This is a genomic window from Oceanospirillum maris DSM 6286 (genome assembly GCF_000422865.1).
Taxonomy (GTDB): Bacteria; Pseudomonadota; Gammaproteobacteria; order Pseudomonadales; family Halomonadaceae; genus Oceanospirillum; species Oceanospirillum maris.
Genome location: NZ_AUGW01000025.1, coordinates 37,707 through 51,036, shown reverse-complemented (window position 1 = coordinate 51,036; position 13,330 = coordinate 37,707). Strand labels below are relative to the sequence as shown.

General features: G+C 48.5%; 11 protein-coding genes. 5 read left to right on the top strand and 6 right to left on the bottom strand.

The features are described 5' to 3' along the window. Positions 1-321, bottom strand: a 321-nt coding sequence (locus G517_RS18745; protein ID WP_028304404.1) for a hypothetical protein, incomplete at its 3' end; no start/stop codon positions are given. 124 nt (positions 322-445) lie between these two features. Between G517_RS18745 and tnpA the strand changes: the two genes are divergently transcribed. The 5 genes from tnpA (at position 446) to G517_RS0110655 (ending at position 7,707) form a co-directional block, all read left to right on the top strand. Then, positions 446-844, top strand: coding sequence for an IS200/IS605 family transposase (gene tnpA / locus G517_RS0110675; RefSeq protein WP_084632169.1), 399 nt, complete (start codon positions 446-448; stop codon positions 842-844). A 206-nt stretch (positions 845-1,050) separates the two neighbouring features. Beyond that, positions 1,051-2,193 carry a GNAT family N-acetyltransferase gene (locus G517_RS0110670; protein WP_028304402.1) on the top strand — a complete coding sequence of 381 codons (1,143 nt, stop codon included), beginning with the start codon at positions 1,051-1,053 and terminating at the stop codon, positions 2,191-2,193. Between the two features lie 439 nt (positions 2,194-2,632). Continuing rightward, positions 2,633-3,640, top strand: a complete 1,008-nt coding sequence (locus G517_RS0110665; protein ID WP_028304401.1) for an HlyD family secretion protein — start codon at positions 2,633-2,635, stop codon at positions 3,638-3,640. Positions 3,641-3,765: 125 nt separating this feature from the next. Beyond that, on the top strand, positions 3,766-6,579 hold the full coding sequence (rbbA, locus tag G517_RS0110660) for a ribosome-associated ATPase/putative transporter RbbA (RefSeq protein ID WP_028304400.1): 2,814 nt from the start codon (positions 3,766-3,768) through the stop codon (positions 6,577-6,579). Positions 6,580-6,582: 3 nt separating this feature from the next. Beyond that, entirely contained in the window at positions 6,583-7,707 is a 1,125-nt protein-coding gene (locus G517_RS0110655; RefSeq protein ID WP_028304399.1) for an ABC transporter permease, read from the top strand. A 69-nt stretch (positions 7,708-7,776) separates the two neighbouring features. Here G517_RS0110655 and G517_RS0110650 read toward each other — a convergent pair whose 3' ends face one another. The 5 genes from G517_RS0110650 to G517_RS0110630 form a co-directional block, all read right to left on the bottom strand. Further along, positions 7,777-9,771 carry a RecQ family ATP-dependent DNA helicase gene (locus G517_RS0110650; protein WP_051206304.1) on the bottom strand — a complete coding sequence of 665 codons (1,995 nt, stop codon included), beginning with the start codon at positions 9,769-9,771 and terminating at the stop codon, positions 7,777-7,779. Positions 9,772-9,830: 59 nt separating this feature from the next. Beyond that, positions 9,831-10,040 carry a DUF3565 domain-containing protein gene (locus tag G517_RS20515; RefSeq protein ID WP_084632168.1) on the bottom strand — a complete coding sequence of 70 codons (210 nt, stop codon included), beginning with the start codon at positions 10,038-10,040 and terminating at the stop codon, positions 9,831-9,833. A 17-nt stretch (positions 10,041-10,057) separates the two neighbouring features. Continuing rightward, positions 10,058-11,065, bottom strand: a complete 1,008-nt coding sequence (locus tag G517_RS0110640; RefSeq protein ID WP_028304397.1) for a Fic family protein — start codon at positions 11,063-11,065, stop codon at positions 10,058-10,060. A gap of 113 nt (positions 11,066-11,178) precedes the next feature. Next, entirely contained in the window at positions 11,179-12,273 is a 1,095-nt protein-coding gene (locus G517_RS0110635) for a site-2 protease family protein (protein WP_245543234.1), read from the bottom strand. A gap of 143 nt (positions 12,274-12,416) precedes the next feature. Then, positions 12,417-13,142, bottom strand: coding sequence for a DUF3047 domain-containing protein (locus G517_RS0110630; protein WP_084632167.1), 726 nt, complete (start codon positions 13,140-13,142; stop codon positions 12,417-12,419). Positions 13,143-13,330 lie beyond the last annotated feature (188 nt).

The following is a 13,330-nucleotide window of genomic DNA, read 5'->3' as shown; positions in this document are numbered from 1 at the left end:
GTAACTGTCCCAGATTTTGAAGTATTGCCGGTTATGATAGATGCCGCCATTTTTGAAACCGATACAGTCTTTCCGTAGAGGTATCCAGCCTAAAGAGCGGCGCACACCGCCAGACTTACGCCAGTTCAGGCGGGGTTTTTTGAACTGTTTTCTTCGGGTGACGTATTCATGACCGATCATTTGAACCGTAGCAGAATTAAGCCCCAGTTCTTTAGCTGAACCTTTGGTGTAATCCTGCAGGTCGTAGCCGGACAGCCAGGTCTGGCGTTCCTTGATACTGCGATGGCTCAGCTCATTGCAATAATTCCATACCTGATTCACAGAAAAAGCCCAAGTCCTTAGCACTTTGGCGTGCTTATCACGAACTCTAACCTTCAATGTTTTTGTATGGCAGGTATTTCTCATAAGTGATAATTTAGCAAAAAATATTATTGGTGTAAATCCAATGAAGTCACACTATCACTGCGTTTATGATATGAAATACCATTTGGTATTAGTCTCAAAATATAGAAGAAAATGCTTCACGGATGAAATGCTTAAGCGATTGGAAGCTATCTCTAATGAGCTTTGCGCTAAATGGGACATTGAGTTGCTTGAGTTTGGCGGTGAATCCGACCATATCCATCTTTTACTTGCGCTAAACCCAACGATTCAGCCATCTAAGCTGGTCAACAGCCTAAAGACGGTCACAAGCCGAAGGATTAGGAAGGAGTTTTCGGAGCACCTAAAAGAGTATTATTGGAAGCCAGTGCTCTGGAGTCGAGCTTACTGCCTGCTGACTGCAGGCGGAGCGCCAGTTGAAGTGCTTAGAGAGTATATTGAGAATCAAGATAGGCCAACTTGACGTTGGCCGCGCTATCCATCTCCCACCAAAATATCTCGCCTAGGCTCGTTAGTTTTGGAAGGAGAATTACGCGCTATCCGTTAAATAATTAAGTCTTTGTACAATTAATTCCTTGTACGATTAAGTCTTTGTACAACGCGGTACTCGGTTTAAGCGCTAAACGGTGCCAGACTCAAGTTCGTCATCATAACGCCTTGGAAAACGCCATGCAGATTCGCTTTATCAACCAGATCAGCCAGATCTCTGAGCAACAGTTTCAGCAACTGAGCAACCGTGATAACAACCCCTTTATCCGGCAGTCATTTTTGCGAGCTTTGGAGTGTTCCGGTGTCGCCAGTGAGAAAGGTGGTTGGCAGCCCCATCATCTGGTTATCAACGATGATGGTTCATTGATCGCCTTTATGCCGCTGTATATTAAAAGCCACTCCTATGGCGAATATGTCTTTGATTGGTCTTGGGCTGAAGCCTACCAGCGCTACGGTTTAACCTATTATCCGAAATTGGTGACAGCGATCCCTTACACCCCCAGTCAGGGGGAGCGCCTACTGGTAAAAGCTGGTTATCAAAAAGCAGATCTAATGCCTTTAATCGTTACCGCAATAAAGACCGAAGCCAAACGATTGGGTGCATCTAGCTGGCATCTACTTTTTCCGCAGAATGATGAGCTATCCCTGGTTGAGCAACAGCAACTTCATACCCGGCTGACGTGTCAATTTCATTGGTTTAATACCGAACATTGGCAAACATTCGATGATTTTCTGGGTAGTTTCAGCGCTAAAAAGCGTAAAAATGTAAAACAGGAGCGGCGTAAGGTCGCTCAACAAGGCCTAACCCTAAGACGCATAGAGGGCGGTGATATTACCCCCGAGCAGTTGGAACATTTCTATCACTGTTACCACCTTACTTACTTGCAGCGAGGGCGGCAGGGCTATCTTAATCGAGCCTTTTTTCAGCAGCTGATTCAAGAGATGTCAGAACAGCTAATGTTGGTTATCGCCTATGAAGAGATGTCCAATACGCCGGTGGCAGCAGCTTTGTTCTTGCATGATAAAACCAGCTTATATGGCCGTTACTGGGGCAGTAAGGTAGACGCTAACAGCCTGCATTTTGAAGCCTGTTACTACCAAGGTATTGAATATTGCTTAGAAAAAGGTCTTCGTCATTTTGACCCCGGCACCCAGGGCGAGCATAAAATCAGCCGCGGTTTTCACCCTATACTCACGGGGTCAACCCACTGGCTAGTGGAATCGGGCTTTGATGATGCGATACGGGATTTTGTGGAGGAAGAAGCAAGGCATGTTCAGCAGTATGCAGAGCAGGCCCGTGAAATGCTACCCTTTAAAGAATAGAAATAGAAAGAGCAGGTTAAAGAATAGAGCGCGGTAAAAAAACAGCGAGCCAATATAATCCACCTTGCAAATCAGATAAATCGATCATTCAGCTGCTTTACGCATAAATATAAATAAGAAATTCGCGCAGATACTTCTTTAGGCAGATGAAATACTTGGTTATTCGTTTATACTAAATTAGTTTTAAAGAACAATGACTTGAAGCGACACGGTTATTTTTCGAAGAAAAGCAATACAACCGGAGCCTTTCAGCCTCTCAGGGAATGCTTTCAGCCTTTCAGGGAATAGGAGTGGTTAGCGTTTTTCTCTATTAAGCGACATATAATACCACCGTACATACGATGGCAGACTGCCGACAGACCAACGCGCCTCCCCTAATAATGAAACATCCAGACTAAGAACCGTCATCCGCTGACAAATATTCAACAGGGAGAAAAACGTGAAACGAGCAATAACGGGCGTGATTTTAATACTGGTCGCCGCCGGTGGCTGGGTGCTATGGCAATCCTTTCAAGAACCCGCACTACCGGTCAGTATCGCCTCAGGTAATGGGCGAATTGAAGCGGTGCAAATCGATGTTTCAACAAAAATAGCTGGGCGTGTCGCCTCTGTTTTGGTGAAAGAAGGTGATCTTGTTAAGCCAGGTCAGGTCGTTGCTACGATTGATACCACCCAATTGATGGCGGAACAATTAAGAGCTGAAGCTGAGATTGCCGGTGCAGAAAGTCAAGTTGCTGCCGCAGAAGCCTCTATTGCACAGGCTAAGGCTAAGCTTATTTTGGCACAGCAAGAGTTGCGCCGTGTTCAGGAGCTACTCAAAAAAGGCCATGCCAGCAAAGAAACCTACGATATACGCACCAGTGAAGTTGCTGTTGCTAAAGCCAATCTTAAGGCCTCTGAGGCAATGCTGGTTGCTCGTCAGCGTAGTGTTGATGCGGCTCAAGCCGTTGCACAGGGTATTCAATCCCAGATCGACGATGCCACCTTAGTTGCCCCAAGCCTTGGCCGTGTCTTGTATCGTCTGTCGGAGTCTGGAGAGGTTCTCGGCAATGGCGGTAAAGTATTAACCCTGGTTAATCTCACCGATATTTATATGGAAACCTTTCTGCCTTCCTCTCAAGCCCACCGTGTTGCTATCGGTGCCGAGGCTCGGGTTAAGTTGGATATTTTGGATATAGCCATTCCCGCTACCGTTAGTTTTGTGTCCCCTGAATCCCAATTTACCCCGAAAGAGGTTGAAACGGCCAGCGAGCGTGAAAAACTGATGTTCCGCGTTAAAGTGCGTGTACCAGAAGAACTGGTGATGGCCTACATTGATCGCGTTAAAACAGGGATACGAGGTATGGCCTATATTCGCTTATCACCCTTGTCCGGTGAAGCGCCTGAACCATGGCCAGATTTTTTGCAGAAACTACCTTCAACCGTTCATTCAGCTAACACTCATTAACAGCCCATAGATACCGTCATTGATAACGAAACGGCCTATGGCTGGGGATTCAACTATTCATGGTAGGGCATAACTATCCATGGTTTAGGTTTTAGGGCATAACGACTTGTGGTTTAGGGATAACGATGGCTGAACAAAACCGACTGATCGCACGTATTCAGGGTGTGACTCATACCTATAAGAAGATACATGCGGTTGATGATATAACGCTGGATATTCCTTCAGGTTTGATGGTTGGCTTACTCGGGCCTGATGGTGTTGGTAAATCAACACTGATGGGGCTTATTTCAGGGGCTCGCAAACTGCAACAAGGTCATCTTGAGGTGCTGGGTGGCGATATGGCCTCTGCGGCGCACCGTAACATGATCGGCCCGAGTATCGCCTATATGCCTCAGGGACTTGGCAAAAACCTTTACGCAGAACTCAGTGTTGAAGAAAATCTGGACTTTTTTGGCAAGCTATTTGGCCAAAGCTCTGCCGAGCGCCGTGCCCGCATCAATCGACTAACAAAAGCGACAGGACTGCATGGCTTTCTGTCGCGACCAGCCGGTAAATTATCCGGCGGTATGAAACAGAAGCTAGGGCTTTGCTGCTCTCTTATTCATGATCCCGATCTGCTGATCCTGGATGAGCCAACCACTGGCGTTGACCCGCTTTCACGGCGTCAGTTTTGGCAGTTAATCGCTACGATCCGCCAGGAACGCCCCAGCATGAGCGTTTTGGTCTCCACCGCCTATATGGATGAGGCGGAGGGCTTTGATTGGCTGGTTGCTATGGATGCCGGGCGTGTGCTGGATACAGGCACCCCTGAAGCCCTTAAGGCCCGAACCGGTGCTGAAGATCTGGAAACCGCCTTTGTGCGTCTGTTACCGAAAGAGAAACGCGGTGATATCACCGAGCTGGTGATCCCACCTTTAGAACAGAGTGAGGCAACCCCTGCTATTGTCGCTAAAGGGCTGACCCGGCGTTTTGGCAGTTTCACCGCCGTCGATAATGTGAGTTTTGAGATTCAGGCGGGAGAGATCTTTGGCTTTCTTGGCTCAAACGGCTGCGGAAAAACCACCACCATGAAGATGCTCACCGGCCTATTACCCGTCTCTGAAGGTGAGGCATTTTTGTTCGGTAAGCCCGTGGATGCCGGTGATTTAGAAACCCGTAAACGGGTGGGCTTTATGACCCAAGCCTTCTCCCTTTACGGCGAACTAACCGTAGCACAAAACCTAAAGCTACACGCCCGCTTATTCCATTTAACACCGGAGAAAACCCTAGAGCGCATCAATACCTTGGTTGAGCGTTTTAGCTTGGCAGAGCATTTGGATGCTCTGGCCTCATCTCTACCCTTAGGGATGCGCCAGCGCCTTTCTTTAGCGGTAGCTGTGATCCATGAGCCGGAGATGTTGATCCTTGATGAACCCACTTCAGGTGTTGACCCCGTTGCTCGGGATGGATTCTGGCAGTTATTGGTGGAGCTGTCCCGTCAGGACAAAGTGACCATTTTTATCTCTACCCACTTTATGAATGAGGCCCTGCGCTGTGATCGTATTTCACTGATGCATGCCGGTCAGGTACTGGTCTATGATAAACCTCAGCATCTGGTTGCAGCGAAAGGCGCAGATTCTTTAGAAGAGGCTTTTATTGGCTATCTGGAAGATGCCATCAGTGAGCAAGAGCAGAAACAAGACGTTCATAAAAAAGAGAAAGAGAAGCAAGGCGCACAAAAACAAGAGAAACAGCAACAAGCTCCCCTTGATCAAAGCGCTCTTTCAGCTGTTGCGGAAACCACGGAAGAACCCAAAAAGGCTAAGCTGCACCGTTTCAGCGTGAGTCGACTGCTGGCCTATAGTTATCGTGAAATCATGGAGGTGATCCGTGACCCTGTGCGTATGGGCTTTGCTTTTCTCGGTAGTGCACTGCTGCTGATTGTTATCGCCTACGGAATATCACTGGATGTTGAGAACCTCAACTATGCAGCCCTTGACCATGATCAAACCCCTGCAAGCCGCGACTATCTCAGCAATTTTGAAGGCTCCCGATATTTTAACAAACAGCCGGATCTGCACAGCAAAGAGGCACTCGATCAGGGGCTGAAATCAGGCGATATTACTCTGGCAGTAGAGATTCCGCCGGGTTTTGGCAGAAGCCTGAAAAAAGGGGAAACACCGGAAATCTCAGCGTGGATTGATGGTGCGAACACCACTCGGGCGAATACTATTTCCGGCTATGTCAGTGGTGCCCATATTAACTATCTGTCGGAACTGGCCGCCAATGCCGGTGTGGATGCTAGCGCCGTATCCAAAGTAACCTTAGAGCCGCGCTACCGCTATAATCCAACCTTTGAGACTATTTACTCCATTGGACCAAAAGCCCCTGCCGTACTGTTGTTGCTGTTTCCGGCCATTCTGATGGCGGTCAGTATGGCTCGGGAAAAAGAGATCGGTACTATTACCAATTTTTATGTTACCCCAACCAGGCGACTGGAATTTCTTATCGGCAAACAGCTGCCCTATATCGGCATCGGTATGGTTAACTTTGTTACCTTAACCTTGCTGGTGGTCTTTCTGCTCGATGTTCCTTTAAAGGGCAGCTTTTGGGGGTTGGCATTAGGAGCCCTGCTCTATGTTTTCACATCCACCAGTTTTGGCCTGCTGGTCTCTACGTTAACCAAATCACAGGTCGCGGCGGTATTTGCCACCGCTATTTTGCTGATTATGCCGACGATCAATTTTTCGGGTCTCGTACAGCCAACCTCAACCATGGAAGGGGGCGGTCATATTATCGGCCTGTTATGGCCTGCAAGCTACTATATGCACCTCAGTGTTGCCGCTTTTACTAAAGGGCTTGGGTTTACAGATCTGATCGGAGATATCCTTGTACTCTCATTATTCGGGCCTATTTTAATCGCCATAACCGCCGCATTTCTGAAAAAGCAGGAGGCTTAAGCAATGAAAGCTTGGATTAATATTTTCTGGCTTGGCACTAAGGAGTTGCGCAGCGTTTTCAGTGATATTGTGATGGTCGTGCTGATTCTCTATTCATTCAGCCTCGCCATATACTCCCAGGCAACAGCGACCAGCGAGTCGGTTAATAATGCCTCCGTTGCTATTGTGGATGAAGATCACTCTACGTTATCACGGGCCATAGCCAACGCGCTGTATCCGCCCTATTTTAAAGCGCCAGAACTAATTGCGCCTAATCAGGTTGATCAAAGTATGGATCTGGATCACTTTATGTTTGTGATCGAAATCCCGCCGCAATTTGAAGAGGATGTACGTAAAGGCCGTCAACCCAGCGTAAAGATTAATATTGATGCCACCGCAGTCACCCAAGCGGCTCTTGGTAATCAGTATATTCAGAATATCATCGTGGATGAGGTTAACCACTTTATCAATCGTTCAGATAAAACAACGCCCTATCCCGTGACACAGGTACAGCGGCGAGCGTTTAATCCCAATGGTACCGGCATGTGGTTTGGGGCGATGAACGCCCTGATCAACCAGATCTCACTGATTACGATTATCCTGACCGGGGCAGCACTGCTGCGGGAGCGGGAGCACGGCACTATCGAGCATTTGCTTGTGATGCCACTTAATTCATTTCAGATTGTGATGTCTAAGGTTTGGGCTAATGGCTTAATTATTTTGGTGGCCTTCACCCTATCCATGCAGCTTGTGGTGGAAACTATCCTGGATGTGCCCATTAGTGGCTCTCGGGTGTTATTGTTGAGCGGTACAACGCTCTATCTGCTGGCCGCCGCCGCTATCGGGATCTTTTTGGGTACGATCGCCCGCACCATGGCACAATTTGCTCTATTGATGATTATGGTGATTGTCCCCATCACCATGCTTTCCGGCGGCTTAACACCCGTAGAAAGCCAACCTGAAATCATACAGCCGATGACATGGCTATTGCCTTCACGTCACTATATGTCCTTTGCCCAAGCGGTTGTTTTCCGTGGTGCAGACCTGAGTATTATCTGGCCGCAACTGCTCATTATTACCGGTTTAGGGGGAATATTTTTCAGCGCCAGTCTGGCGCTGTTCCGCCGTTCAATCGCTACCAGCCATTAAGGGAACAGCCAGATCTTAGAATCTGGCTTTATTGACTGTCTATTTAGCGATATTAGATTAGCCCTAATACTATGCCGTTAAAAAAGCCTCAATATCCCGATACCTGAGCAACTCGCAGCTACCAAAGCCGTTAATCTGGCGAGCTTTGATTTTGGTAAAGATGGGTTGAGTCAGCCCGGCTAAAAAACGAGCACTGAGGGTGTATTTCTCTTCTTCGGTTAATTCCAGAGGGCTATCTGCGTTTAATTTCTGCAAAAATGCCTGCACATTGGCTTTAAGCTGCGCTTGATCCGGCCAATGGGGTTCCTTTACATAGCTCAGCTGGGCAACCTGCCCTCGACAAACAGAGCAATGGCCGCAGGCGTTGGGGCTGGAATTTTCATCAAAATAACGGGATAGGTTGTGAGTCAGGCAGCGATCCAGCTGGAAGAAGCGAAGCAGAGTTGCAATCCGCTCGATCTCTTTTTGCTCTTTCTCGGTCACATAAGCGTAGAGTTTGGCAACAGGGTCATCATTTTTTAGGCGGTGGGTATCCACTCGAAACACTTCGGTCATCCTGGAGGCGGACAGTTCGATCAAGCCCTGTTCATGGAGGTAGTCCAGCGCCGCTATGACTCTATGGCGCTCTGCCCCTGAATTATAAGTCTGGTAAAGAGAATCAAAATTCGGCACACCCCAGATTTTTTTAAATGCCGTGTTTGCAAATATGGCCTGCAGAAAAGACGCACGCTCACCAGAAAACTTTGCCAGTATCGCCTCTTTATCAGCCACAAACTTGTATTTGTACTCGGCAAAGTAACTACGCAGCGGTTCCAGAATGCCCATCAGTTCCAGCTGCACCAACAGGGTTTTCAGCGGCAGTTGGCGAATGTTGGTTTGGTTGGAAAGACTATACAGCTGCACTTCCCAGTGGGAGGCTGAGCTTCCGGCAACAAAGCTCTCCTCCTCTATGGCCTGAATCAGTCGCTGAATATCGGAATGCAGCGGCGTATCGCCATAGACAAAGTTTTCCAGCACCGGCACACCATCAAGACTGGCCAGGGTGATGCAATTAGACGGCTGACCATCCCGCCCTGCCCGACCGATTTCCTGACTGTAGTTCTCGATGGATTTCGGCAGATCATAGTGCACCACAAAGCGGATATCAGACTTATCAATACCCATACCAAAGGCGATGGTGGCCACAACGACACGGATGCTACCGGCCATAAAATCGGATTGAATCTGCTGGCGCTGATCGTTGGGCAATCCCGCATGATAGGCAGTGGCCTGAATACCTTGCTGGCTTAAATAGCTGGCAACCTCTTCAGCAGTATGTTGTAGGGTGACGTAAACGATACCTGCACCTTCTTGCTGATCAATAACTTCTTTTAGCGCCGCTTTCGGCTGCTTGTCGGATCGCAACGGCAGCACGCTAAGGTCAAGATTAGGGCGATAAAAGCCGGTCTGTACAATATGTTCCGGCGCGATACCAAACTTCAGTGCCATATCCTTTTTCACCCGACGGGTGGCGGTGGCGGTCAACAGCAGCACCAGTGGAATATTTAATTGAGCGCAGTATTCCGGCAGTTTCAGGTAATCAGGCCGAAAATTATGGCCCCATTCGGAGATGCAGTGAGCCTCATCGACTACCAGCATAGAAATCGGCACGGATTCGATAAACTGACGGAAGCGCTCATTCTTAAAACGCTCCACCGATACCATCAGGATTTTCAGCCGACCGGAACGGGCATCCTGCACCACCTGCTGATGCTCTTCGTTAGTCAGGGTGGAATCAATACTGGCCGCCGCGATGCCTTTACTGTGCAGAAATTCCAGCTGATCTTTCATCAGCGCCAGCAGCGGCGACACCACCAAGGTCAGATGTGGCAATTGCAGCGCCGTAAACTGATAACAGAGGGATTTACCGGAACCGGTGGGGAAGATCGCCAGCGAAGAGTGCCCCGCTAACAGCTGCTCAACAGTTTGTTGCTGACCACCCCGAAAAGCGGGGAAGCCAAAGGTTTGCTGGAGTTTGCTGTTTAGTTCCTGCACAGAAACGGACGACGGTTGTTGCTCAGACATAAACGCTCCTTGTTATTAATATGAATGGAGAGCCAGTAGAAATGGAAAATCAAGAAGATTCAGGGCCGCTCATCCCTCGGCGCACTCTGATCGCATTTCTTACACTCAAGTTGTGAGCCTAACATACTCGCTCGCCCTTCTGGTGTTATCACCCAAGGCCGTTCCTGCCAGGGTGGATTGTGCCGCACATGCTGGTTATGGCCGCAGGCCAGTTGGGCCACCCAATGGCCTTCTTCGTCGGTATGGTAGCCGGAAATCGGTTGTTGCATATTCAATCTCGCCAAAGTTACTGGCAATAATATCTCTGTTTCGAGCTTCTCGGTTTATCGGGAATTTCCAGATACAGCCAACCCGCATCCAGTAGCGGTTTCAGAACACTTTTGCGGAAGTTTTCCCTGTCTTTTAAACCACAAAACGCCTGCAACTCCTGCCTTGAACGTGGCTTAAGGCAGTAACTTTCAAGGCCGGAATAACGCCCCAGAATATCAAGCACTACTTGCGGGGTAACTTGCGGGGTAACTTGCGGGGTAACTTGCGGGTTCAGCTGCTCTTTCAAAGTTTCATCGATCACCTGCAGCATAAACTCAATAAACGGAGCGCAATCCGTAGCCTGAGTGCTTGACCCAATCGCCTGATAGTATTCAGCCTGATGCTGATGCACGAGGCTTTCAATTGGCAGGTTAGCAAACAGCGCATTCCAGCGGGCCAGAATAAGACTTTGCCACAAGCGCCCCATTCGCCCGTTACCATCTGCAAAGGGGTGAATAAACTCAAACTCGTAGTGAAATACAGCACTGGCGATCAAGGGGTGATGATCGGTTCGACCCAACCAAGCAAAAAGATCCGACATCAATCTTGGCACCTGATTAGCCGGAGGTGCCATGTGTATTACCTCTGAGCCACTCATCACGCCAACACCGCCACTGCGGTAATTCCCCTCGCCATCGACTAACCCCATCATCAGAATACGATGGGCTTCCAGCATGTCCGCTTCCCGACCGGGTAACCAGTGCTCAAACCGTTCATAGACCGCCAAGGCATTCTTAACTTCCTGCACTTCTTTCTGAGGCGCGATAACCGGCTTACCTTCTAACACCGCTGTTATCTGTTCAACCGTAAGGGTGTTGCCTTCAATCGCTAATGAACCCTGAATTGTGCGGATCTGATTTGCCCGGCGTAAACGCAACGCCTGTGCCTGTTCAGTCAAAGCAGACAAGCGTCCCAGCTGCTCACTGATTGAAGCGATCAGATTGAGCGTGGTTGCGGAGATCGAAAAAGGTGGTTCGTAGGCCATCTGTTTTACTCAAAACGGTACTAAAACGGGGTCGTATAAACAGTTTACTCAGAGGAATAACCTGCGTCACTTCCTGCCGGAATACCGGCAGGAGGCAACTCGTCTGCTCTAAATCACGAATTCAGAATCTTCAGCGGCAGTGCCAATAGGTCATCTCCAGTTCCCGCCAGATAAAGAATAACGGCACAGAAACCGGCGACGGTTATCACATACCAAACCGCAGAGAAAATTTGGCCGTAACGATCCAAGGGCAAAAGATGACTTTGATGGCGTTGCTTCCATTCAAAGAAGATCTCTGCGGTGCCGATCAGTAGCAGAAAACCAAGTAACGCTAGGCCAAAGCTGTAGCTGATCAGTACGCCCAAGCCTGCTCCGGCACCGCACAGCAACAGACCTGCGATGGAGTTCATGGAGAAACTGACACTTTTCAGCACATGGCCCCCATCCAACGGTAAAATGGGTAAGAGGTTGAACAGGTTCAGTAAGCTATTAAATGCGGCGATACCGGCAAAGAAAATATTGCCGGTGATCCAGTAGGCGAGTAAAGCCAGCAGCGACATACCCAGACCAAAAAACGGCCCCATTAGAGAGATCACCACGTCTTGCCAGCGGGTGTTGATTTTGGCATCACCCAAGGCCAAGCCACCCATAAATGGAATGAGGTAGATGCCTTTGGTTTTCATGCCGAAGTGCTGCATAGCGCGTATATGGCCGTACTCGTGTACGACGAGGCAGGCGATTAAGCTTAATGCAAAGGGCAGAGAAAACAGCCAAGAATAAGCCGCAAGACTGGCTCCGGCCAAGACAACTTTAATCACCTTGGCGCTTTTTAATAGCTTAAAGCCTAAAGAGAGCAAACCTATGGTGCTCGGTTTACGTGTCACTTTTGGTGCTACTTCTGGGGTTTGGCGCTCAATATCTTTAACGTCTCGCTCGCCATTGGCCAAGGTTTGCTCAGCAACGGTTAGCTGATACTCAAAGCTGAAGGGTTGCCAATGGAGCTTAAAGGCCAGTTCACAGGGGATCACTTGTCCGCTGTTCTGATCCTTAAGTTCAAAATGCAGGTTAAAATCGCCCTCTGCATTACCGTCGGCATTTTTACCGGCGACGGGCTGCCCACCCCAGTAAAGTATCTGCCAACCCGCCATAGAAGCTTCTAGCCGTAGCGATTGGCCCAAACAATCAATATTTAGCAGTTCCAAGGTCATCCCCGTTACAAATCAAACGCTTAAAATGACTCGCTATTATGCCTGAAGTCGGCTTAATTCACAGGCTGATTAACCTTGCCTTGGTCAGGATATTTGCGGTGTCATTATTTCGAGCGTGATGATCTTTTCTGCTATGGCAGCCATTACTGGGCACTAAAACTTAGATTGCCATAAAAAGCTTCGGCACTACTTTTAGAATTGTCGGTATCGGTCATTACCGCAACGGCTTTAACCGTGGTGATATCTTTGCCGAATAGTTGTTTTAGGTCGGCCTTTAAATTGCGATTCTCGGTATACCAAGTATCACCGGCCGCTTGCTGGCGCACGGATACCATCATGGCGCTTTTACCGGTAAAAGGGTTTGGCCACTGTTGGCCTTCGGGAATCTTTGCTGACCAAACGTAGCTGATCGCTTGAGTTGAAAGAAAAGTCCAGCCATCGTTCACCACGATATAAATACGGGCGGCAAAGTCATCGCCATTTTTCTTTAATTCATTGTCAAGCATGGGTAGCTGGGTAATCTTCCAGCGCCAGCTTAAGTAGGGCGTTTTATTCAAGTCGATCTCGGTTTCATAGAAAAGACCTGAAGCAGTTCCTTGGCTGTTTGCCCTTAGCACTTGTTCTCCGTCCTCTAAAACAAGCCGATACTGTGTTGTTCCTTCAAATATTTTTGCATCCCAGTTAAATATCTCGCCGGGGGTAAAGTGTGTATCAGGGGGTGGTGTTTTTTCTGGGGTATCAGCAGCAAAGGCCGCCCCGCTAGCCAATCCCCCGCTAACCAATACCCCGCTAAAAAAGAGGGAAGCCCAGCGGTTCAGCCTAGAAAAAATGCGGCTGTCAGATGAAAGAACATGGCCTATCAATAGCATAGAATTACTCCAAATCGCGGTTATTCATTTCTAAATACTTGTCGATATACGCAGCAAACACTATTCTGTATTCATTTTTGTCTACGACTTTTATCGTAAGACCTTTATCGTAATATCTTTGTCATAAAGCTGAATATTTCGATAGCGGTGCTTGCGCTAAAGGAGCGAGACGTAACAAGCCAATGTGT